23 protein-coding genes are annotated in these 21,223 nt (G+C 72.4%); 5 read left to right on the top strand and 18 right to left on the bottom strand.

Annotated features, from left to right (window positions below):
- Window positions 1-122: 122 nt before the first annotated feature.
- The 4 genes from OG349_RS26995 to hisI form a co-directional block, all read right to left on the bottom strand.
- Window positions 123-428: an HGxxPAAW family protein gene (locus OG349_RS26995; protein ID WP_327237057.1), complete on the bottom strand. Its 306-nt coding sequence runs from the start codon at window positions 426-428 to the stop codon at window positions 123-125.
- A gap of 86 nt (window positions 429-514) precedes the next feature.
- Window positions 515-1,198 carry a TIGR02234 family membrane protein gene (locus OG349_RS26990; protein ID WP_327237056.1) on the bottom strand — a complete coding sequence of 228 codons (684 nt, stop codon included), beginning with the start codon at window positions 1,196-1,198 and terminating at the stop codon, window positions 515-517.
- A gap of 85 nt (window positions 1,199-1,283) precedes the next feature.
- Window positions 1,284-2,810: an anthranilate synthase component I gene (locus OG349_RS26985; RefSeq protein ID WP_327237055.1), complete on the bottom strand. Its 1,527-nt coding sequence runs from the start codon at window positions 2,808-2,810 to the stop codon at window positions 1,284-1,286.
- Window positions 2,811-2,897: 87 nt separating this feature from the next.
- Window positions 2,898-3,275 carry a phosphoribosyl-AMP cyclohydrolase gene (gene hisI, locus OG349_RS26980; RefSeq protein ID WP_327237054.1) on the bottom strand — a complete coding sequence of 126 codons (378 nt, stop codon included), beginning with the start codon at window positions 3,273-3,275 and terminating at the stop codon, window positions 2,898-2,900.
- An 84-nt stretch (window positions 3,276-3,359) separates the two neighbouring features.
- Here hisI and OG349_RS26975 point away from each other — a divergent pair, with 84 nt between their 5' ends.
- Window positions 3,360-3,992: a TIGR03085 family metal-binding protein gene (locus OG349_RS26975; RefSeq protein ID WP_327237053.1), complete on the top strand. Its 633-nt coding sequence runs from the start codon at window positions 3,360-3,362 to the stop codon at window positions 3,990-3,992.
- A 142-nt stretch (window positions 3,993-4,134) separates the two neighbouring features.
- Here the strand turns inward: OG349_RS26975 and OG349_RS26970 are convergent, their stop codons facing one another.
- The 10 genes from OG349_RS26970 to hisD all read right to left on the bottom strand — a co-directional run bounded on the left by OG349_RS26970 (window position 4,135) and on the right by hisD (window position 12,097).
- Window positions 4,135-5,571 (bottom strand): MFS transporter, encoded by a 1,437-nt coding sequence (locus OG349_RS26970; RefSeq protein ID WP_327237052.1) that lies wholly within the window; start codon window positions 5,569-5,571, stop codon window positions 4,135-4,137.
- 158 nt (window positions 5,572-5,729) lie between these two features.
- Window positions 5,730-6,182 (bottom strand): winged helix-turn-helix domain-containing protein, encoded by a 453-nt coding sequence (locus OG349_RS26965; protein WP_327237051.1) that lies wholly within the window; start codon window positions 6,180-6,182, stop codon window positions 5,730-5,732.
- Between the two features lie 101 nt (window positions 6,183-6,283).
- Window positions 6,284-7,039: an imidazole glycerol phosphate synthase subunit HisF gene (gene hisF / locus OG349_RS26960; protein ID WP_327237049.1), complete on the bottom strand. Its 756-nt coding sequence runs from the start codon at window positions 7,037-7,039 to the stop codon at window positions 6,284-6,286.
- Window positions 7,036-7,455, bottom strand: a complete 420-nt coding sequence (locus tag OG349_RS26955) for a RidA family protein (protein ID WP_327237048.1) — start codon at window positions 7,453-7,455, stop codon at window positions 7,036-7,038. The genes hisF and OG349_RS26955 overlap by 4 nt, the downstream gene beginning before the upstream one ends.
- Complete coding sequence (gene priA, locus OG349_RS26950) at window positions 7,452-8,189, bottom strand: bifunctional 1-(5-phosphoribosyl)-5-((5-phosphoribosylamino)methylideneamino)imidazole-4-carboxamide isomerase/phosphoribosylanthranilate isomerase PriA (RefSeq protein ID WP_327238740.1); 738 nt, start codon at window positions 8,187-8,189, stop codon at window positions 7,452-7,454. The genes OG349_RS26955 and priA overlap by 4 nt, the downstream gene beginning before the upstream one ends.
- A gap of 9 nt (window positions 8,190-8,198) precedes the next feature.
- On the bottom strand, window positions 8,199-8,861 hold the full coding sequence (hisH, locus tag OG349_RS26945) for an imidazole glycerol phosphate synthase subunit HisH (RefSeq protein ID WP_327237047.1): 663 nt from the start codon (window positions 8,859-8,861) through the stop codon (window positions 8,199-8,201).
- Between the two features lie 5 nt (window positions 8,862-8,866).
- Entirely contained in the window at window positions 8,867-9,034 is a 168-nt protein-coding gene (locus OG349_RS26940; protein ID WP_327237046.1) for a hypothetical protein, read from the bottom strand.
- Window positions 9,031-9,624, bottom strand: coding sequence for an imidazoleglycerol-phosphate dehydratase HisB (gene hisB, locus OG349_RS26935; RefSeq protein ID WP_327237045.1), 594 nt, complete (start codon window positions 9,622-9,624; stop codon window positions 9,031-9,033). The genes OG349_RS26940 and hisB overlap by 4 nt, the downstream gene beginning before the upstream one ends.
- A complete protein-coding gene (locus OG349_RS26930; protein ID WP_327237044.1) occupies window positions 9,621-10,769 on the bottom strand; it encodes a histidinol-phosphate transaminase in 1,149 nt (382 codons plus the stop codon). Before OG349_RS26930 ends, hisB begins: the two co-directional genes overlap by 4 nt.
- A complete protein-coding gene (hisD, locus tag OG349_RS26925) occupies window positions 10,766-12,097 on the bottom strand; it encodes a histidinol dehydrogenase (protein ID WP_327237043.1) in 1,332 nt (443 codons plus the stop codon). Before hisD ends, OG349_RS26930 begins: the two co-directional genes overlap by 4 nt.
- Window positions 12,098-12,257: 160 nt before the next feature.
- Between hisD and OG349_RS26920 the strand changes: the two genes are divergently transcribed.
- The 4 genes from OG349_RS26920 to ybaK all read left to right on the top strand — a co-directional run bounded on the left by OG349_RS26920 (window position 12,258) and on the right by ybaK (window position 16,284).
- On the top strand, window positions 12,258-13,859 hold the full coding sequence (locus OG349_RS26920) for an oxidoreductase (protein ID WP_327238739.1): 1,602 nt from the start codon (window positions 12,258-12,260) through the stop codon (window positions 13,857-13,859).
- A gap of 103 nt (window positions 13,860-13,962) precedes the next feature.
- Window positions 13,963-14,991 (top strand): hypothetical protein, encoded by a 1,029-nt coding sequence (locus tag OG349_RS26915; RefSeq protein WP_327237042.1) that lies wholly within the window; start codon window positions 13,963-13,965, stop codon window positions 14,989-14,991.
- 5 nt (window positions 14,992-14,996) lie between these two features.
- Entirely contained in the window at window positions 14,997-15,737 is a 741-nt protein-coding gene (locus OG349_RS26910; RefSeq protein ID WP_327237041.1) for an LON peptidase substrate-binding domain-containing protein, read from the top strand.
- A gap of 40 nt (window positions 15,738-15,777) precedes the next feature.
- Window positions 15,778-16,284, top strand: a complete 507-nt coding sequence (gene ybaK, locus OG349_RS26905) for a Cys-tRNA(Pro) deacylase (protein ID WP_327237040.1) — start codon at window positions 15,778-15,780, stop codon at window positions 16,282-16,284.
- Window positions 16,285-16,364: 80 nt separating this feature from the next.
- Here the strand turns inward: ybaK and OG349_RS26900 are convergent, their stop codons facing one another.
- From OG349_RS26900 to OG349_RS26885, 4 genes are all read right to left on the bottom strand, one after another.
- Window positions 16,365-17,027: a hypothetical protein gene (locus OG349_RS26900; RefSeq protein ID WP_327237039.1), complete on the bottom strand. Its 663-nt coding sequence runs from the start codon at window positions 17,025-17,027 to the stop codon at window positions 16,365-16,367.
- Between the two features lie 34 nt (window positions 17,028-17,061).
- Complete coding sequence (locus OG349_RS26895) at window positions 17,062-17,916, bottom strand: ABC transporter permease (RefSeq protein ID WP_442806318.1); 855 nt, start codon at window positions 17,914-17,916, stop codon at window positions 17,062-17,064.
- A 34-nt stretch (window positions 17,917-17,950) separates the two neighbouring features.
- Window positions 17,951-18,922 (bottom strand): ABC transporter ATP-binding protein, encoded by a 972-nt coding sequence (locus OG349_RS26890; RefSeq protein WP_327238737.1) that lies wholly within the window; start codon window positions 18,920-18,922, stop codon window positions 17,951-17,953.
- Between the two features lie 728 nt (window positions 18,923-19,650).
- Window positions 19,651-21,024, bottom strand: a complete 1,374-nt coding sequence (locus OG349_RS26885; protein ID WP_327237038.1) for an NYN domain-containing protein — start codon at window positions 21,022-21,024, stop codon at window positions 19,651-19,653.
- Window positions 21,025-21,223 lie beyond the last annotated feature (199 nt).

Raw genomic sequence — 21,223 nt, 5'->3', positions numbered from 1 at the left:
GTGATTGTGGCAGCCGCCGCGCGGGACAGTGGTGAGGAACCGGCCGGCGGGGGGGGGACGCGACCCGGACCTGCCGGGCCGCGTCGGTGCCACCCGTGCCGGAGGGAGGCGGGAGACGCCTGTCAGACGGTCTGGTGGGTCTTGTCGTCGGCCTTGTCGCCGCCGTCGGCGGCGTTGGCCCCCTCGACCTGCGCCCGCCCGGCCTCGGCCCTGGCGCGCGCCTGCTCCGTGGACTCCTGGGGCATGCCGAGACCCATGAACTTCATCCCGAGGCCGACCACGCCGCCGAGCAGGACGACCCCGATGCCGACCCAGAACCCGACCGGGTCCGCCGTCACCGTGAAGACCCCGCCGACGCAGAACCCGATGAACGCGATGGTGACGCCGGTCCAGGCGGCCGGGGTGTGTCCGTGGCTGGTGCCCGCCATGAGTTGCTCCTCGTTGGTGTTGCGCTGTGTGAGTCGGACGCTCAGCGCCATTGTCCCGCATGTGCGGTCCATCCCGGCGCGGGGGGTCACGTCTCCCGCGTCGGGTCCTCGCCCCGGTCCAGCGCCTTCCACAGGTCCTCGGGCCGGTCGGGGTCCACGACGGGCGCGGGCCTGGCCGGGCCCCCGCGCACGGCGCCGCTCCCGCCGCCGGCCCGGGGCACGCCCTCGCGTTCGTAGCGCCCCGACATGGCGGGCCACTGCTTCCCGTACCGCAGGGAGAGCAGGCCGGCGAGCAGGATGAGGACCCCGGCGACGGCGGTGACGTACGGCCAGGCCGTGTGGGTCAGGACGTCGCCGATGGTCGCGGAGCTGTCGCCGACCGTCGTCGCGGCCTTCTCGTCCAGGGCGGAGCTGTCGGACGCGCCGAGGAAGGCGGTCGCGGCGGCGCCCGCGCCGCTCAGCGTGAGCAGCAGGGAGACGAGCAGGCGCCCTCCGCTGCGGACGGCGAACACGGCGACGAGGGCGGCCAGGCCCACGACGGCGAGGGCGGCGGGCACACCGGTGACGTCACGGCCGTCGGCCGAGAGGGGCACGCTGCCACCGCCCACCGACGCGGTGCCCCGGGACCAGACCTGGCCGGAGGCGATCAGGACGACGGCGGCGCCCGCGGCGCCGAGAAGGAGGGCGACGGCGAGACTGCGGCGGCTGCTCGCGGCGTCGGTGGACACCGGGACGGCGGCGCGGGGCTGGGGTACGGGGACGGCACTCACCCCACCACTATCCCTTACGGGCCTTTCGTGCCGCCGTCCCGGGGTTCCGGCGGTCCCCGACCGGGCCCGCCGGAACCCCGGGCCCTCAGCCCCCGTGCGGCGCGGGCGCCTTGAGCCGGTTCGCCGTGTGGACGGCCCTGAGGACCGCCGCCGCCTTGTTCCGGCACTCCAGGTCCTCGGACACCGGGTCGGAGTCGGCGACGATGCCGGCCCCGGCCTGGACGTACGCGGTGCCGTTCCTGAGCAGCGCGGTCCTGATGGCGATGGCCGTGTCGGAGTCCCCGGCGAAGTCGAGATAGCCGACGCAGCCGCCGTACACGCCCCGCCGGGTGGGCTCGACCTCGTCGATGATCTGGAGGGCGCGCGGCTTGGGGGCCCCGGAGAGGGTGCCCGCCGGGAAGCACGCGGTCAGGACGTCGAAGGCGGTACGGTCCGCCGCGACCCGGCCGGTGACGGTCGACACGATGTGCATGACGTGGGAGTACCGCTCGACGGACATGAAGTCGACCACCTCGACGCTGCCGGGCAGGCAGACCCGCCCGAGGTCGTTGCGGCCCAGGTCCACGAGCATGAGGTGCTCGGCGCGTTCCTTGGGGTCGGCGAGCAGTTCGTCCGCGAGGGCCTGGTCCTCCTGCGGGGTGGCGCCGCGCGGCCGGGTCCCGGCGATGGGGTGGACCATGGCCCGCCCGTCCTCGACCTTCACCAGCGCCTCGGGGCTGGAGCCGACGACGTCGAAGGCCTCGCCCCCGTCGGCGGACGGGAAGCGGAAGAGGTACATGTACGGGCTGGGGTTGGTGGCGCGCAGCACCCGGTAGACGTCGAGCGCGCTCGCGGTGCAGGGGGTCTCGAAGCGCTGGGAGGGGACGACCTGGAAGGCCTCGCCCGCCCGGATGCGCTCCTTGATGTCCTCCACGACGGCCTGGAAGTCGGGGCCGCCCCAGAGCGCGGTGTACTCGGGGAGTTCGGAGACGGGCAGCGCGGTGGGCATCGAGTCGACGGGCCTGGCGAGGTCGGCGGCCATGGCGTCGAGCCGGGCGACGGCGTCCGCGTACGACTCGTCGACGCCGGTGTCCAGGTCGTTGTGGTTGATCGCGTTGGCGATCAGCAGGACGGTGTTGTCCCAGTGGTCGAGCACGGCGAGGTCCGAGGTGAGCAGCATGGTCAGCTCGGGCAGCCCGAGGTCGTCGCGCGCGTGGTCGCCGATCTTCTCCAGGCGGCGGACGATGTCGAAGCCGAGGAAGCCGACCATGCCGCCGGTGAAGGGCGGCAGACCCCGCACACCCCCCAGGTCGCGGGGGGTGTGCAGGGTCTCCACCGTGGCGCGCAGAGCGGCCAGCGGGTCGCCGTCCACGGGGACGCCGACGGGCGGGGCGCCGAGCCAGTGGGTGGCGCCGTCGCGTTCGGTGAGCGTGGCGGCGGACCGTACCCCGACGAAGGAGTAGCGGGACCAGGAGCGGCCGTTCTCCGCGGACTCCAGCAGGAACGTGCCGGGACGCTCGGCGGCGAGTTTGCGGTACAGGCCGACCGGGGTGTCGCCGTCCGCGAGGAGCCGCCGGCTGACCGGGATGACACGGCGGTCGGCCGCCAGCTTGCGGAAGGTCTCAAGATCCATGGCCGCTGACCCTACTCGTTGGCTCTTCACGGGCTGCGCGGGCTCCCCGCGTGGTGCCGGGGAGTGCCCGCGTGTGGGGGGGCCGCCTCACCGGCCGAGCGGCAGGACGTCCTCGTCGAAGCAGGTGCGGGCCCCGGTGTGGCAGGCGGCGCCGACCTGGTCGACCTGGACAAGGACGGTGTCCGCGTCGCAGTCCAGGGCGACGGACTTCACGTGCTGGACGTGGCCGGAGGTGTCGCCCTTGACCCAGTACTCCCGGCGGCTGCGGGACCAGTAGGTGCAGCGGCCCGTGGTGAGGGTGCGGTGCAGGGCCTCGTCATCCATCCAGCCGAGCATCAGCACCTCGCCGGTGTCGAACTGCTGGGCGATGGCCGGGATCAGTCCGTCGGCGCTGCGCTTGAGGCGGTCGGCGATGGCGGGGTCGAGGCCGCCGGTCGGTCCCGGCTCCGCGGTCGTGCTGCTCATACGGCCATTGTGCCGCGCCCGGGCGGGCTCGCGGGAGGGGAGTCCACTGGGCGGACGGGCGGGGGCGGCCGTACCCTTGCGGACATGTCGACCCATGCAAAGCGTGAACGACTTCTGCTCGCCGACCTGTTGGAGACCGCGGGCCCCGAGGCGCCGACCCTCTGCGACGGCTGGACCGCCCGGGACCTGGCCGCTCATGTGGTGGTGCGTGAGCGCCGGCTCGACGCGGCGGGGGGAACGATGCTGCCCGCGCTCAAGAACCGGCTGGACCGGGTCCAGGGCGAATTCGCCGCGAAGCCGTACGAGGAGCTGATCGAGCTGATCCGTACGGGACCGCCGAAGATGTCCCCCTTCTCCATCAAGCAGCTCGACGAGGCGGCGAACACCTCGGAGTTCTACATCCACGCCGAGGACGTCCGGCGGGCGCAGCCCGACTGGACTCCGCGCGAGCTGGACCGGGTCTTCGCGGACTCGCTGTGGTCGCGGCTGGAGAAGGGCGCCCGGCTGATGGGGCGCAAGTCCCCGGCGGGTCTGGTGCTGCGGCGGACGGACGGCCGGACGGCGGTGGCCCGCAAGGGCGCGCCGGTGGTGACGGTCACGGGCGAGCCGGGCGAGCTGCTGCTGTTCCTCTCGGGGCGCCAGGCCGCGGCGGACGTGCAGGTGGAGGGCGACAAGGACGCGGTGACGCGGGTGCTGGAAGCGAAGTTGGGCATCTGAGGGCGGTCGGTTGTACGGGAACGGGCGTCGGCTGTACGGGAACGGGCGTCGCCCGGTTGTACGGGGGCGGGCGTCCAGGATCGTCAGCAGGACGCCCCCTGGCCGGGCGCCCTGGGGCGCCCGGCGGCAGGACGGCCGGGGGTCAGGTGGGCAGTTCGGCCAGGCGGAGCTGCTTGACGCACAGCCCGAACGTCGTGCCCGCCGCGCAGAGTGCCGCGCTGGCCACGAACACCGGTCCTGAGCCCCAGGCGCCGATGGCCACGCCCATGACCGGGTAGACGAGCGGGGCGATGCCCAGGCCGAAGAGCGTCGAGACCGAGGTGACCCGGCCCAGGTAGCCCGGTTCCGTCTGGGTCTGGACGAGCGCTGCGGACAGCGCGCCGCCCAGGCCCGCGAGCAGTCCGACGCAGACGGCGGCGACGGAGGCGAGGGCCACCGACGGGGCGTACGCGATGCAGGCGATGGCGACCGAGCCGACGATCGTAGAAGCGCACATGACAAATCCGGCCCGGGGGACCCGGCCGCGGACCGTCAGCAGCAGCGAGGCCCCGGCGGCGCCCGCGCTGAACGCGGCGATGATCCAGCCCAGGCCCGACGCACCCCATCCGCGCTCCTCGGACACCAGGACGAGGCCGATGTTGAGGGGTCCCACGAAACCCAGCTGGGTGATGGCGCTGACGAGGATCAGCGGGGCGAGGACGCGGTGGTGGCGGATGTAGCGCAGGCCGTCGAGGAGTGCGCGGCCGGCGCCGGGGGACGCGGCGTCCGCCCCGCCCGTCCGCTTCTCCGCACCCGGGGCCGCCCCGGCCTCTTCCGCCCGCTCTCTACGCGCGTCAGCGCCGTCGCGCGGCCCCGGGATCACGTCGTGCGGTACGGGGCTCTCCTCCCCCGCCGTCACGGTCTCCTCGGCGTGCTCGTCGTCGGCGCCCCGGTCCCCCTTCTCACCCTGCGCACCGGGCAGCCCGCCGATCCGTACGCTCAGGAGCAGCGGCAGCGACACCGCGAACAACACGCCCGCCGCGGTGAAGGCCGACGCCGAGCCGCCGATGGCCACCGTCAGACCGCCGATCGGCGCTCCCGCGACGTTGGCGAAACGGGTGGCGAGCCCGCTCATGCCCTGCACCCTGACCAGTTGGCCGGGGGCGGTGATCCGGGGCGGCAGCGCGCCGACCGCCGGCAGGAACAGCGCGTCGACCGCGCCGAAGACGAGCGCGACCGTGGCCAGCAGCCAGACGGAGGGGCTGATGAACATCAGCACGGCCGCCATGCCGAGGATGAAGACGCAGCGTGCCGCGTCGCTGCCGATGACCACCAGGCGGGGTCCGAAGCGGTCCGCGACCACTCCGCCGCCGAGCATCAGCGCGGCGCGGGGCACCGATCCGACGGCGAGGACCAGGCCGGCCTGAGCGGGGCTGCCGGTCCGGGCGGCGGCCCAGGCGAGGGCCACGAAGTAGACGTTGCTGCCGACCATCGACGCGGTGTAGGCGCCGAGCCAGCGCAATACGTTTCCGTCGCGGTGCGCGGGGGGTGGGGGGGTGGTCCCGTTCTCGGCGGGCGCTGATATCGCATGTGGGGGCATGCTCAACGATCCTCTCTGGTCTCAGTAGGGGGGATGGAAGGAAAGGGAGAGGAACAGACAAGGGTCGGGAAAAGCGGGAATGAACGAAATATCGAGGAAATAGTCAGAAGGTTCGTAAAAGCCGGAAAGGTCGGACACGAATCGGATACGCACACGAATCAGACACGAAAGGGAAAGCCGTAGGTGTGCAGCGCGACTCTCTCGCGCCCCTCGGTGTCCCCCGCCTCCTCGGCCGCCCGGCCGGCGATTTCGTACTTTCTGACGAGTTCGTGCATCTCGCGGGAGAGTTCGGCGAGTTGCGCGGCCGTGAGCGGCGCCAGGTAGGCGCGGCTGAAGGACGCGGCGCGGAGGGCCGGGTCCTCGGAGGCCAGTTTCCACCAGCGCTCCCGGCCGTCCCCGTGCCCCTCCGCCTCGTCGATCAGCCCGTGATCGGCGAGTCTGCGGAGGTGGTAGCTGACGAGCGAGACGGTTTCGCCGACCTGGTCGGCGAGTTGGGAGGCGGTGCCCGTCCGGGAGAGATGGAGGGCGCGGTAGAGCCTCATGCGCAGGGGGTGTCCGAAGACCTTGAAGGTCTCGGGGCCCGTCACTCCGCGGGTTTCCCTGCGTGTCATGGCGTGCACGCTAAATTAAGAAAGGAAAGTTGCGCAATATATCTTGTGCGATCAAGTCGGAAGTCACGAAGGAACGGCCGGAACCGTGCCCTCGCTCCGTCCTATCTGACCGGATGGCCCGCTTGGCGCAGGATTTCCTTCACCTGGCCGATCCGCAGATCGCCGAAGTGGAAGACGGACGCGGCGAGGACCGCGTCGGCGCCCGCCGCGACGGCGGGCGGGAAGTCCGCGAGCCGGCCCGCGCCCCCGGAGGCGATGACGGGGACGCTCACGTGTTTCCGTACGGCCGCGATCATCTCGGTGTCGTAGCCGTCCTTCGTGCCGTCCGCGTCCATCGAGTTGAGCAGGATCTCCCCGGCGCCCAGCTCCGCGGCCCGGTGCGCCCACTCGACCGCGTCGATGCCGGTGCCCTTCCGGCCGCCGTGCGTGGTGACCTCGAAGGACCCCGACGGGGTCCGCCGCGCGTCGACCGACAGGACCAGCACCTGCCGTCCGAAGCGCTCGGCGATCTCGCGGATCAGGTCGGGGCGGGCGATGGCCGCCGTGTTGACACCCACCTTGTCCGCGCCCGCGCGCAGCAGCTTGTCGACGTCCTCGGGGGTACGGACACCCCCGCCGACGGTCAGCGGGATGAAGACCTGCTCGGCCGTACGGCGCACCACGTCGTACGTGGTCTCACGGTCGCCGGACGAGGCGGTGATGTCCAGGAACGTCAACTCGTCGGCGCCCTCGGCGTCGTACAGCTTCGCCATCTCGACGGGGTCGCCCGCGTCGCGCAGGTTCTGGAAGTTGACGCCCTTGACGACCCGGCCGTTGTCCACGTCCAGGCAGGGGATGACCCGTACCGCCAGGCTCATGCGGAGCCTCCCGAGGAGGCCAGATAGGCCTCCACCTCCACCTCGACCACCAGGCTCGGGTCGATGAGGCCCGCGACGACGACCATCGACGCGGCCGGCCGTACCGCGTCGAACAGCTCCTTGTGGGCCCGGCCCACGTCGTCGGCGTCCCGGGGATGGGTGATGTACATCCGGGTGCGCACGACGTGCTCCACGCCGAGGCCCAGCTCCTCCAGCGCCTTGACGGCCACGCCGAAGGCGGTCCTCGTCTGCTCGTACGGGCTGCCCTCGGCGATCCGGCCGCCGACCACCGATGTACAACCGGACACCAGGACCAGGCCGTTGGGCAGCCGTACCGCGCGGGAGTAGCCGAAGGACTCCTCCCAGGGGCCGCCCGAGGAGATCTTCCGCACCTGGTCCGGCGACTCGCCGCTCATCGGAGAACCGTCCCGGCCACCGTCTCCAGCGCCTCTTCCAGCGTGAACGCCTTCGCGTAGAGCGCCTTGCCGACGATCGCGCCCTCGACTCCCTCGGGCACGAGCGTGGCGAGGGCGAGCAGGTCGTCCAGCGAGGAGACCCCGCCGGAGGCGACGACGGGCCGGTCGGTCGCGGCGCAGACGGTGCGCAGCAGCTCCAGGTTGGGGCCCTGGAGGGTGCCGTCCTTGGCGATGTCCGTGACGACGTACCGGGCGCAGCCCTCTGCGTCGAGCCGGGCCAGGGTCTCGTAGAGGTCGCCGCCGTCCCGGGTCCAGCCGCGCCCGCGCAGCGTCGTGCCGCGTACGTCGAGGCCGACCGCGATCCGGTCGCCGTTCTCGGCGATGATCCTGGCGACCCACTCGGGGGTCTCCAGCGCGGCCGTGCCGAGGTTGACCCGGGTGCAGCCGGTGGCGAGGGCGGCGGCGAGTGAGGCGTCGTCGCGGATTCCGCCGGAGAGTTCGACCTTGATGTCCATGGCCCCGGCGACCTCGGCGATCAGGTCGCGGTTGTCACCGGTGCCGAACGCGGCGTCCAGGTCGACCAGGTGCAGCCACTCGGCGCCCGAGCGCTGCCAGGCGAGGGCCGCTTCCAGGGGTGAGCCGTACGAGGTCTCGGATCCCGACTCGCCATGGACGAGGCGTACGGCCTGGCCGTCACGGACGTCGACGGCGGGGAGGAGTTCGAGCTTCGGCACAGGAGACATTCAGAGGGTTCCGATCCAGTTGGTCAGCAGCTGGGCGCCGGCGTCGCCGGACTTCTCGGGGTGGAACTGGGTGGCCCACAGTGCGCCGTTCTCCACCGCGGCGACGAACGGCTCGCCGTGGGTGGACCAGGTGACGCGCGGGGCGCGGATCGCGGGGTTGGTGACTTCGAGTCCCCAGGTCCGCACGGCGTACGAGTGCACGAAGTAGAAGCGCTCGTCGGCGCCGACGCCCGCGAACAGCTGGCTGTCCTGGGGCGCCTCGACCGTGTTCCACCCCATGTGGGGCACGATCGGGGCGTTCAGCGGCTCGACCGTGCCGGGCCACTCGTCGAGGCCCTCGGTCTCGACGCCGTGCTCGATGCCCCGCTCGAAGAGGATCTGCATCCCGACGCAGATCCCGAGGACGGGACGGCCGCCGGACAGCCTGCGGCCGATGATCCACTCGCCGCGCACGTCCCTGAGCCCCCGCATGCAGGCGGAGAAGGCGCCGACGCCGGGCACGAGCAGCCCGTCGGCGTTCATGGCCCGGTCGAAGTCACGGGTGATCTCGACGTCGGCGCCGGCGCGGGCGAGGGCGCGTTCGGCGGAGCGGACGTTGCCGAAGCCGTAGTCGAAGACGACGACCTTCTTGGCGGGCCTGGTGGACCTCGCGGGTTCGGTCACCGTCGTCACCCCCAGATGCCCTGGATCCGCAGGACACCCGCGACCAGGCAGAAGGCGGAGGAGATCGCCAGCAGGGTGATCACACCGCTGGGCAGCTTCTGCTTGGTGAAGGAGTAGACACCGCCCGCCAGGAAGAGTCCCAGGACGATCAGAATGGTCGACAGGCCGGTCACAGGGCACCCTTGGTAGACGGAAGAATTCCCACGGCGCGCGGGTCACGCTCGGAGGCGTACCGCAGCGCGCGGGCGAGGGCCTTGAACTGGCACTCCACGATGTGGTGGGCGTTGCGCCCGTACGGCACGTGCACGTGCAGCGCGATCCTGGCCTGCGCGACGAAGGACTCCAGGATGTGCCGGGTCATCGTCGTGTCGTACGAGCCGATCATCGGCGCCATGTTCTCGGGCTCGGTGTGCACCAGGTACGGGCGGCCCGAGAGGTCCACGGTCACCTGGGCGAGCGACTCGTCCAGCGGGACCGTGCAGTTGCCGAAGCGGTAGACGCCGACCTTGTCGCCGAGGGCCTGCTTGAAGGCGGCACCGAGGGCCAGCGCGGTGTCCTCGATGGTGTGGTGCGTGTCGATGTGCAGGTCGCCCTCGGTCTTCACCGTGAGGTCGAACAGGCCGTGCCGGCCGAGCTGGTCGAGCATGTGGTCGAAGAAGCCGACCCCGGTCGACACGTCGACCGTCCCCGTGCCGTCGAGGTCGATCTCCACGACGACGGAGGTCTCTTTCGTACTGCGTTCCACGCGGCCGATGCGGCTCATGCGCTCTGCTCCTTCTTGAGTTCCCGTACCGCGTCGAGGAACGCGTCGTTCTCGGACGGGGTGCCCGCGGTGACCCGCAGCCGTCCCGGTACACCGTTGTCGCGCACGAGGACACCCCGGTCGAGGATCCGGCGCCACGCGGCGTGGGAGTCCTCGAAGCGGCCGAACTGCACGAAGTTCGCGTCCGAGTCCGTGACCTCGTAGCCGAGGGCCCGCAGCTCGTCGACCAGACGGTCCCGCTCCGCCTTGAGTGTCTCCACGTACCCGAGCAGCGTATCGGTGTGCTCCAGGGCCGCGAGCGCGGTGGCCTGGGTGACGGCCGAGAGGTGGTACGGCAGCCGCACCAGCTGGACCGCGTCGACCACGGCGGGGTGGGCGGCGAGATAGCCCAGGCGCAGGCCCGCGGCGCCGAACGCCTTCGACATCGTGCGGGAGATCACCAGCCGGGGGCGGCCCTCGATGAGCGGGAGCAGCGACGGACGATGGCTGAATTCGACGTACGCCTCGTCCACGACGACCAGGGACGGCTTGGCGGCCTGGGCCGCCTCGTAGAGCGCGAGGACGGTCTCCGCGTCGACGGCGGTGCCCGTGGGGTTGTTGGGCGAGGTGATGAAGACGATGTCGGGGCGGTGTTCGGTGATCGCCTCCACGGCGGCCGTCACCTCGATCGTGAAGTCCTCGCCGCGCGGCCCGGAGAGCCAGCCGGTGCCGGTGCCGCGCGCGATGAGGTGGTGCATCGAGTACGACGGTTCAAAGCCGATCGCGGTACGCCCCGGGCCGCCGAAGGTCTGGAGCAGCTGCTGGATGACCTCGTTGGATCCGTTGGCGGCCCAGACGTGGGCCGTGGTCAGCGGGTGGCCGCCGGTCCTGGAGAGGTACGCGGCCAGCTCGGTGCGCAGCTCGACGGCGTCCCGGTCGGGGTAGCGGTTGAGCCCGCGCGCGGCCTCGCGGACCCGCTCGGTGATCCGCTCGACCAGCGGCTCCGGCAGCGGGTACGGGTTCTCGTTGGTGTTCAGCTGGACGGGGACGTCCAGTTGGGGCGCGCCGTACGGGGTCTGGCCGCGCAGCTCGTCCCGTACGGGCAGGTCGTCGATGCCGATGTCCCCGGCGGCGGGCTCCCGGGCCGGTCCTGAGGCGCCGCTCATGCGGTGGGCACCTTCCATCCGAACCTGGCTTTGACAGCCGCGCCGTGGGCCGGCAGGTCCTCCGCCTCGGCCAGCGTCACCACGTGGTGGGCGACCTCGGCGAGCGCGTCCCTGCTGTAGTCCACGATGTGGATGCCGCGCAGGAAGGACTGGACGGAGAGCCCGGAGGAGTGGCAGGCGCAACCGCCGGTCGGCAGGACGTGGTTGGACCCGGCGCAGTAGTCGCCGAGGGAGACCGGCGCGTACGGGCCGACGAAGATCGCCCCCGCGTTGCGGACGCGTTCGGCGACGGCGGCGGCGTCGGCGGTCTGGATCTCCAGGTGTTCGGCGCCGTACGCGTCGACGACCCGCAGGCCGTCCTCGACGGAGTCGACCAGGACGATCGCGGACTGCTTGCCGGCCAGCGCGGGCGCGACCCGGTCCTCGATGTGCTTGGTCGCGGCGACCTGCGGCGCCAGCTCCTTCTCGACCGCGTCGGCCAGCTCCACGGAGTCGGTGACGAGGACGGCGGCGGCGAGCGGGTCGTGCTCGGCCTGGCTGATGAGGTCGGCGGCGACGTGCACCGGGTCGGCGGTGGAGTCCGCGAGGACCGCGATCTCGGTGGGGCCCGCCTCGGTGTCGATGCCGATGCGGCCGGTGAAGTACCGCTTGGCGGCGGCGACCCAGATGTTGCCGGGGCCCGTGACCATGTCGGCGGGGGCGCAGCCGTCGGGTCCCGTGGTGCCGTACGCGAACATCGCCACGGCCTGGGCGCCGCCGACCGCGTAGACCTCGTCGACGCCCAGCAGGGCGCAGGCGGCGAGGATCGTGGGGTGGGGCAGCCCGCCGAAGTCGGCCTGCGGCGGCGAGGCCAGCGCGATCGACGCGACACCCGCCTCCTGGGCCGGCACCACGTTCATGATCACGGACGAGGGGTAGACGGACCGGCCGCCGGGCGCGTAGAGCCCCACGCGCCCGACCGGGACCCACTTCTCGCTGACCGTGCCGCCGGGCACCACCTGCGTGGTGTGGGGGGCGCGCCGCTGCTCGCGGTGGACGAGCCTGGCGCGCCGGGCGGACTCCTCCAGCGCGGCCCGTACGGCCGGGTCGAGCCCCGCCAGGGCACCGGCCAGGGCCGCCGCGGGCACCCGGACGCGGGTGAGCTTCACGCCGTCGAACTTCTCCGCGTACTCGATCAGCGCTTCCGTACCGCGATGGTGCACGTCCTCGCAGATGGGCCGCACCTTCTCCAGGGCGGCTTCCACGTCGAACTCGGCTCGGGGCAGCAGGTCACGGAGCGCGGAGCCCTCGGGGAGGGCGCCGCCGCGCAGATCGATTCGTGAGATCACGCGGTCAATTCTCGCAGACGGCCTCAGGCCGCCGGACGCGCGTATCACTGGCTGATACCTGCCCCGTCAGGCTCATGTCACCACTAGCGTTCAGGCCGTCACCCAGGGGGAACACCATGAGTAACGACGTGACGAGGAAGCGGAGGAAGCGGGGGTGACCGTGACCGAGCCGCAGGAAGGTGAGGCGCCCGACTGGCTGAGCGCGGCGGAACTGGGCATGTGGCAGGCCTTCCGGAACGGCAGTACGTACGACCTCTCCACGTACGACCCCCGGCGGGACGACCCCTTCGACCCGCACGGCTGGGGCGCGAACCGCAGCGTACGTGCCAGGGTCATCGCGTTACTCCTGCTCAGCGGCCCTCCCGCGCTCCCCGGCCGGGTCGCCGCGCTCAAGATGCGCGGGGTACGGATCACCGGGACGCTGACCCTCGCGGGCGGCACGATCGCGCCGTACGTCGAACTGGACCGCTGTCTGTTCGACAACGAGATCGTGCTCCCCGAGTCGCACTTCACCACGTTGCGCATGGCGGGCTGTGCCATACCGCGCCTGGAGGCCGCCCGGCTGCACACGGAGGGTGACCTTCACCTGCCGCGCTGCCGGGTCGAGCGCGGGATACGGCTGACGGACGCACAAATCGGTACGGATCTGCTGATCAGCCAGATCGAGGTGCGTCCCGACCGGATGGGCCGGGCGATCACCGCCGACGGCATGACGGTCGCCCAGGACCTCCAGGCCGATCAGATCGAGACATACGGCGAGGTCAGTCTCCGCGGCGCCAAGGTCGGGGTGTCGCTGAGCCTGCGCGGCAGCCGGCTGCGCGCCCCGCGCGACCGCCGGGCGCTCAACGCGCCGCGGCTGACGGTCGAGCGCACGCTCCACATGACCGGCGCGTGGGTGACGGACGAGGCCACCGGCTCCGGTTCCACTCCCCCGTACGGCGTCGGGATCTCCGGCGGCCCGCCGCCCGGCACCCGGGTGCAGCCCTTCGAGTGCCGGGGCGGGGTGCGGCTGGACGACGGCCGGTTCGGGGACGCGGTCGACCTCGACCAGGCGCGGTTCGTCCTGATGGCCGGGGAGGAGCTGTCGCTGCGCAGGATCGTCACTCCGGAGCTGCGGTTCACGTGCGAACGCCCCGAGGAGGGACGGGTCGTGCTGAGCGGGGCGAAGATCGTCACGCTGGTCGACGTGTCGACCAGCTGGCCGGGGCCCGGCGGGCTCGCCATGGGCGGCTTCGTCTACGAGAACCTCGTGTGGGTCGGTCACTTCCCGCTCGGCCGCCGCCTGGAGTGGGTCGCGGCGGCGACGCCCGAGTACGCGCCGGAGCCGTACGAACGGCTCGCGCAGGTACTGCGCAACAGCGGCGAGGACGCCGACGCGCGCGAGGTGCTCCTCGTCAAGCAGCGCCGCCGGCGCGAGACGCTGCCGCTCGCCGCGAAACTCTGGGGGTACCTCCAGGACTGGACGGTGGCGTACGGCTACCGCCCCGGGCGGGCGGCGCTGTGGATGGCGGTCCTCTGGGCGGGCGGCACGATCGCGTTCGCGCGCCACGCCCCACCGCCGCTCAAGGCGAACGAACACCCCGAATGGAACCCGGCCCTCTTCGCGCTGGATCTGCTCGTACCGGTGATCAATCTCGGCCAGGACGGGTACTGGCGGCTGGAAGGCGGCTGGCAGTGGACCGGGGCCGTGCTGGTCATGCTCGGGTGGATCCTCGCCACCACCGTCGCAGCCGGCGCCTCCCGTCTCCTGCGCCGCGGCTGATCCTCCTTTCTTTGCCCTCCCTTGACTTTGGGGGCTACAACCTTTCCACCCCTACGAAAGCTTCACAGCAGCCCCCTGGCGCGGCCACGACCTGCGGTTTTCAATGGTCGGCACCATGTCATTGCTCCGCGCCCTGATCAGCACCGCGCGTATGGTCCGGCACACCCCGCTGCTCGCCGCGGGGCAGCCGCCCGACGACGCCGTACTGCTCGACGCCCCCGACGAGCGGCTCGCTCCCGTGCTGGTCTCCGCCGCTCTCGGCGCGTACGAACAGGCCGCGAAGCTCCTCGCGACCACACGTGAATCAGCCGAATGGGAGAACCGGGACCGCTATGTGAGACGGCTGGCCGCGTTCGCCCACGGCCGCCAGGAGTGGCTCACCGACTGGCTCGCGGTGGCGCCCCGCGATCCGGACGCGCTGCTCGTCAAGGCCGAACTCGCCGTCCGCAGGGCGTGGGAGTCACCGGCGCGCGCCGAACGGCTGCGGGAGATGGGCCCGCTGATCGACGCGGCGGCCGACGGCGACCCGCGCGACCCGGTGCCGTGGCGCCTGGCGCTCGACCACGCGCGCGGCACGCACGCCACGCACTCGGCCTTCGAAGGGCTCTGGGCGCAGGCCGTACGGCGCTCCCCGCACCACTACGGGTGCCATGTCGCCGCGCTCCAGTACCTGTCGGCCCTCTGGTACGGCTCGCACCGCGAGTGCTTCGACTTCGCCGAACAGGCGGCGCACGACGCGCTGCCCGGCTCGCTCGTCCAGGCGCTGCCCGTGCGGGCCGCCTTCACCCTGCTGATGAGCGGCGACCCCACCTCCGTACAGGGGGACCGGATCGACGCGGCGGCCGACCTGGCCGTCGCGGTGTCCGCGCGGTACGAGGCGGGCGATCCCTGGCCTGCCGAGGTGCGCAATCTCCTCGCGTACGTCCTGGTGGGGCGGGGCCGCTGGGCGGAGGCGCTGGAGCAGTTCCGGCTTGTCGGACCGTACGCGACGTCCTTTCCGTGGACGTGTTTCACCGACGATCCGCTGGGCCAGTTCCTCGAAACCCGGGACGGCGTACGGCTCCAGGTGGCCGCCGAAATGCCTTTGCGGGCCAGAGCAGACCGGAGAAGGCCCCGGGGCCATTACGCTTGAGCGTTGTGACCACCGCACGCCTCCCTCTCTTCCCGCTGAACGCGGTGTTGTTCCCGGGCCTCGTCCTGCCCCTGAACGTCTTCGAGGAGCGCTATCGCACGCTGATGCGCGAGCTGTTGAAGACGGACGAGTCCGAACCGCGCCGCTTCGCCGTGGTCGCCGTCCGCGACGGGCACGAACTGTCGCCGACCGCCCCGGGCCTGCCGGACCGGGCGGCCCCGCCCGAGCGCGGTCCCACCGACGGCTTCGGCCCCGAACCCATGGACGCCTTCCACCACGTGGGCTGCGTCGCGGACGCGGCGACGATCCGTGAACGCCCCGACGGCAGCTTCGAGGTGATGGCCACCGGCACCACCAGGATCCGGCTGCTGTCGATCGACACGAGCGGCCCCTATCTGACGGCCGAGGTGGAGGAGCTGCCCGAGGAGGTCGGCGAGGGCGCGTCCGCGCTGGCGGAAGGCGTGCTGCGGGCGTTCCGCAGCTACCAGAAGCGGCTGGCGGGCGCGCGGGAGCGCACGCTGGCGACGGGCGACGAACTGCCCGACGAGCCTTCGGTGGTGTCGTACCTGATCGCGGCGGCGGCGGTGCTGGACACGCCGTCGAAGCAGCGGCTGCTGGAGGCGCCGGACACGGCGGCGCGGCTGAAGGAGGAGCTGAAACTGCTCCGGTCGGAGACGGCGGTGATCCGCCACCTCCCGTCGCTGCCGGCGGTGGACCTGACCAGATCGCCGACGAGCCCCAACTGACGGACCCGACCCGACTCGATCCGACCCGAGGACACGACCGGTGGCGAAGGCCAAGAAGAAGCACCAGCCCGGATCGGGGGGCACCCCCGCGACGGTCGCCCTGACGGCGGCGGGCACGGCGTACACCCTGCACGCGTACGAGCACGACCCCGCGTCGGCGTCGTACGGCGAGGAGGCGGCGGAGGCCCTGGGCGTGTCCCCCGACCGGGTCTTCAAGACGCTGGTGGCCGACGTGGACGGCGAACTGACGGTGGCGGTGGTCCCGGTGGCCGGCTCCCTGGACCTCAAGGCCCTGGCGTCGGCGGTGGGCGGCAAGCGCGCGTCGATGGCGGACCCGGCGGCGGCGGAACGGACGACGGGTTACGTACGGGGCGGAATCTCCCCCCTGGGCCAACGGAAGCGCCTGCGCACGGTCCTGGACAGCTCGGCGGAGTCCCACGACACGATCTGCGTCTCGGCGGGCCGCCGGGGCCTGGAAGTGGAACTGTCCCCCGGCGCCCTGACCACCCTGACATCAGCAACGCTGGCCCCGATCGCGCGTCCCTGACCCCCTCGGGCCTGTCCGTGCGCAGATCAAGCCCGTCCGGCGATTGAGGACAAGACGTCAGGCGGACGCGCCCGCCACCCTCACGGCTTCCCGACCCCCGGCGGCGGCCCTCCGAACCCGCTCCAGTCCCACTCCGGCTCCGGATCCCGAGGCCCGAACACCGCGGTCAACGCGAGGTTGACGACCATCGCCGCCACAGGCCACGCCAACAACGCGCCCTTCGCGTTCAGCTTCAGCGGCGCGTCGAACGTGACGCCCTTCCCCACCTCACGCGCATGCGCGACCACATCCGACGTAGGCCCCAGCCACACGCCGACCTTCCACGCCAGGAACGACCCGACCAGCCCGCCCAGCACCAGCCCCACCACCACCGCGACGCCACCCCGCTTGCGGAACAGGAAAACGGCGGCAGCGGCGATCGCGCCGAACCCGAGGCCCAGCAGCGCGAACGTACCGTCCGCGCCGATCGCCTCCTCGCCCTCCGTGTCCTTGAGGAAGACCGCCGTATCGTCCGAGACGAGCGGGATCCGCGGCGAGAGCCACAGCCACAGCAATCCCAGCAGGACACCCGCCACCGCGAGCGCCACCGTCACGACCACGGCCGTCCGCACCTCCGCCCCGACCCCCGCGCCGGTGTCGGACGTGCCGCCCGCCAAGGATCCGGGATCGCCGGAAGCACCGTCCGGCGGCGTCTGCCACGGATCGTGTCGCGGCTGGTGAGGCGGTGTCAGGGGTGCGGTCACCCTGCCATCGTGCCAGGCCCGCCCCACGCCCGCCTCACCGGACCGCCGCACGCCGGTACGCCCACGTCGCGACGGCCAGCGAGACCACACCGACGGCCGCGCAGACCCCCAGGTCCAGGAAGACCACCACCCAGTCGGGACGCGCGTCGAAGGACCGGGAGAGCGCCTCCACGCCGTACGTGGACGGCAGCAGGTCCCGCGCCCAGGTGACCGGCTCCGGCAGCCGGTTCGCCGGCAGGACGCCCAGCAGCAGGGCCGCGGACATGCCGAGCTGCCCCAGCAGCGTCGCCAGCTCGGGACGCGGCGCGAGCAGGCCCAGCGCCGCGCCGAGGCCGGCGAGCGCCGCGCCGGCCGGGGGGATCACGAGCAACAGCACCCACAGATGGGCCAGCGGCAGCTGGAACAGCACGCTCCCCGTGACCGCCGTGAACACCGCGCCGGGCACCGTGAACGACGCGTACGCCGCCGCCGTACCCAGCACCACCGCTGCCGGCGGCACCGGCAGGGTCGCGAAGTGGTCGAGGCCCCCACTGGCCCGCAGGTGCCCGAAGTACTGGGCGAGCAGATTCAGCGCCACAAACGCGACCACGAGGACACTGGCCCCGGCGACGACCGCCCGCGACTCCTCCGCCCCGTTCACGACCCCCCGCATCAGGACCATGATCCCGACGGACTGGAAGGTCGCGACGAACAGCAGCGGCATCCGGGCCACCCGGGCCCGGGACATCTGGGCGCGGTACACGGCGGCCAGCGCGGGCAGCAGCCGCGCCCTGGGCGCGAGCGGCGCGGGCGCGCCGTCCGCCGTCGTCGTCCCGGCGGGACTCTCCCGGACCACCCTCACGCTCCCGCCGCCTCGCGCGGACACGGCCTCCGCCGGCACGATGCTCACCTGGCGATGCTCCTGTTCGTATGGCTCGTACGACTCACGCCTTCACCAGCCCCTTCGTCCGGCCCCCGAGCGCCAGGTACACGTCCTCCAGACTGGGCGTCGCCAGCGTGAAGTCGTCCAGCGCCGCGAAAGCCGCGCCACCGGTCACCGCCGCGACGGCGGCCCGCGCCTCGTCGGGGGCGAGCCGCAGCACCCACCGGCGCCCCGACTCCTGCGCGGACCCGCGCAGCGCGGCGACCTCGGGCACGTCCAGCGGCGCGCGCTCGCGCCACACCAGCTCCACCCTGACCTCTCCCGCGACCTGCTCCTTGAGCCCGGCGGGGGTGTCGCAGGCGATGACCTTGCCGCGCTCCAGCACGGCGACGCGGTCGAGGACGGTCTCGGCCTCGATGACGTTGTGGGTGACGAGCACCACGGTCGCGCCGTGCTCGGCCCTTCGGCGGTCGACGGCCGCCCAGACCGCGCGGCGCGCGATCGGGTCCATGCCGGTGGTGGGCTCGTCAAGGATCAGTACGGGGCGTTCGCCGACCAGCACGGCGGCGAAACAGGCCAGCCTCCGCTGCCCGCCCGACAGCTTCTTGAGCGGCCGCCCCGCGATCTCGGTGAGCCCCAGCTCCTCCAGCACGGCGTCCCGCTCGGCGCGGGCCGCGCGCAGGGTGAGCCCGCGGAGGCGCCCCGTCGTCTCGGCGGCGAGGGCGACGGTCAGCTCGTCGAGCGCGGTCGATTCCTGGCCGAGGTAGCCGATGAGCCGGGCGGCACGCTCGGGGTGGCCCACGAGGTCGTGCCCGAGCAGTTCGACGCTGCCGGAGTCGGGGCGCATGAGGCCGGTGAGCTGGCGGACGAGGGTGGACTTGCCGGCGCCGTTGGGTCCGAGCAGCCCGAAGATCTCCCCGCGGCGCACGTCGAGACTGATGCGGTCGGTGGCACGGACTTCCGGGGTTGCCGGGGTGCCCCGTCTGCCGGGCGCGGCGGGGTACGTCTTGACGAGATCGCGGACGACGCACACCGTACTCACACGCTTGAGCGTACGGGGTGGTGGACCCCGCCGATGTTCCGGGGTCGGGGGCCCCGGGCCCCCCTTTGTCCTCAATCGCCGGACGGGCTTTGTTTGTGCGTCTGCCCGGTGCGGGGGCGCGGGTTACTGATTGTCCTCAATCGCCGGACGGGCTTGATTTTGCCCGCTGCGGGCCGGTTGCGTATGCGCGGGTTGTCGCCGGGGGCACCATCCAGCCCGTCCGGCGCTTGAGGACATCGGTGAGCCGCACCCGCGCACCGCGCAGGGGCACACCCCAGCCCGTCCGGCGGTTGAGGACATTGGTAAGCCGCGCTCGCGTACCGGGCAGAGGCCACAATCCAGCCCGTCCGGCGATTGAGGACGTTGGTAAGCGGCACTGTCCACCGGGCAGAGGCGAGGCTCCCCGGACCGGCGGGGTCGTTCGGCTCACCCTCGGCGTGAGGGGGGTGGGGTCGGAGGAGGTGCGTGTGTCCGGACGTAAAGCGTGTTTTGTGGCGCATGACTACCGGTGAACCAAACAAGTCCCTGAGGCGCCGTAAAACATGCAGTCCGGACATACGTACCTCCGCAGGCCCCACCCCCCGTCACCACGACAAACCCAGCCCGTCCGGCGATTGAGGACATCAGTAACCCGCGCCCGCGCACCGGGCAGACGCCACAAACAAGCCCATCCGGCGATTGAGGACAAGCAGGAAGCGCAACGGACAACGGGCGCAACGCTACGACGTCGGCGGCGCCGCCCCCTCCGCGACCCGGCCATCGATCTCGCGCCAGAAACCCGCCCGAATCGCATACCGGTCATGCTCATCGATCTGGTCATCCTTGTGCGCCAGCAACCCGAACCGCGCCGCGTACCGCAACAGCTCCCCGTCGATCCGGTGCGGCACCCTCGGGTACATCACGGACAGCTTCTGCACCTGCGCCGGCTCCGGCAGCCGTCCCATCCAGCGCCGGGCGAAGACCTGGCCCACCTCGAAGGGGTCGCCCCCCACCGTGGTGATGTCCTCCTCCCGGTCCGCCCACCGCTGCTCCGCGCTGGTGAGCTGCGCCAGCGTCGGCAGCGACGCGGTCTCGGGCGGTTCGCCCGCCGTACCGCCGCCGCCCCCGCCCCCGCCCCCCGGGCGCTCGACCCACCCCTTGTCCGAGGACCACCGGAGCGTCGCACCCGCGGCCGCAGTGCCCGACGGCCCGGTCGACAAACCGGTCGACGGCCCGGCCGAGGGCCCCAGCGGCGCCCGCAGGCTCGCGAGGTCCTTGGGCGTCGGCACACCCCTGCTCCCCGGCGCCGGAGGCGCGTCCGAGGCGGACTCGTGCTCGGCCGGCCCGGAGCCGTTGCGCCCCGCCGTGGCCGGCGCCGCAGCTCCGGAGTCCGCGTCCGCCTCCCGGGCCGGGCCGGACGAAACGGAGGCCCCGGAGGAACCGGAGCCGGAACCGGACGCGGCCACGGACTCGGGCCCGGCTTCCGGCAGCGGCGCCGACAGGATCGCCGCGATCTCCGGCCGGGGCACCGGCGGCGGCGGGCACACGGCGGCCGTCTCCTTGGCCCGTACGGAATGGGTGATCCACGCCCGGTCGAGCACGCGCCGCTCGTCCGCCTCGGCCACCAGGTCCTCGGACTGGTTGTAGTCGCCGTCCGCGGCCTGCACGGCCCACAGGTGCACCGCGACGCCGTGTTCCTTGGCGGACATCAGGCCGGGCAGCAGATCCCCGTCGCCGGTCACCAGGACCACGTCCGAGCAGGCGCGGTTCCTGGCCAGCTCGGTCAGCTCCGCGTGCATCGCCGCGTCCACGCCCTTCTGCGCCCAGCGCCCGTCGCTGCGGGTCAGCGCGCCCAGCCGGACCGTGACGCGGGGCATGACGCGCAGCCGCCGGTGTTCGGGCTGGGGGACGCGGTCGGGGGCACCGTCGAACCAGTAGATCCGGAGCAGGGGCTGTTCCGTATCGGCCTCGGCCCGCTCGCGCAGGCCCTGGATGAGCGCGGCGTGGTCGACGGTGATGCGGGAGCGGGCCGGTTCTCCGGCGAGGAGACTCGCCGCGGCGCCCAGCAAGTATCCGGCGTCCACCAGGACGACGCAGCGATCCACGTGTTCCACCCCTCTTTCGGCAACCTCGGGATCGGGCGATCGGGAGTTACTGCGGGTTTCCTTCGAGTCTGCCCGACGGCAAGAGCCTTGACGTCCGGAACTCGATCATCGGCGTGGCGTATCCCACACCGGCCCCGTGACATGGGCTCACTACCTAGCGCAATGATCCAAAATGCGGCACTTTACGGCATATGTGAGTCTGAACGCG

The sequence above is a fragment of the Streptomyces sp. NBC_01317 genome, assembly GCF_035961655.1.
In the GTDB taxonomy this organism is placed as follows: Bacteria; Actinomycetota; Actinomycetes; order Streptomycetales; family Streptomycetaceae; genus Streptomyces.
The sequence above is the reverse complement of the archived record's forward strand: the minus strand, read 5'-3'. Positions and strand labels throughout refer to the sequence as shown.

Excerpts from the sequence above, each read along its gene's own strand:
- hisF (WP_327237049.1), bottom strand. The coding sequence starts at position 7,039 with ATGAGCCTGGCGGTACGGGTCATCCCCTGCCTGGACGTGGACAACGGC.
- OG349_RS26915 (WP_327237042.1), top strand. The coding sequence starts at position 13,963 with ATGGTCGGCACCATGTCATTGCTCCGCGCCCTGATCAGCACCGCGCGT.
- OG349_RS26995 (WP_327237057.1), bottom strand. The coding sequence starts at position 428 with ATGGCGGGCACCAGCCACGGACACACCCCGGCCGCCTGGACCGGCGTC.
- OG349_RS26975 (WP_327237053.1), top strand. The coding sequence starts at position 3,360 with ATGTCGACCCATGCAAAGCGTGAACGACTTCTGCTCGCCGACCTGTTG.
- OG349_RS26985 (WP_327237055.1), bottom strand. The coding sequence starts at position 2,810 with ATGGATCTTGAGACCTTCCGCAAGCTGGCGGCCGACCGCCGTGTCATC.
- OG349_RS26955 (WP_327237048.1), bottom strand. The coding sequence starts at position 7,455 with ATGAGCGGCGAGTCGCCGGACCAGGTGCGGAAGATCTCCTCGGGCGGC.
- hisI (WP_327237054.1), bottom strand. The coding sequence starts at position 3,275 with ATGAGCAGCACGACCGCGGAGCCGGGACCGACCGGCGGCCTCGACCCC.
- OG349_RS26930 (WP_327237044.1), bottom strand. The coding sequence starts at position 10,769 with ATGAGCGGCGCCTCAGGACCGGCCCGGGAGCCCGCCGCCGGGGACATC.
- hisB (WP_327237045.1), bottom strand. The coding sequence starts at position 9,624 with ATGAGCCGCATCGGCCGCGTGGAACGCAGTACGAAAGAGACCTCCGTC.
- OG349_RS26970 (WP_327237052.1), bottom strand. The coding sequence starts at position 5,571 with ATGCCCCCACATGCGATATCAGCGCCCGCCGAGAACGGGACCACCCCC.
- OG349_RS26965 (WP_327237051.1), bottom strand. The coding sequence starts at position 6,182 with ATGACACGCAGGGAAACCCGCGGAGTGACGGGCCCCGAGACCTTCAAG.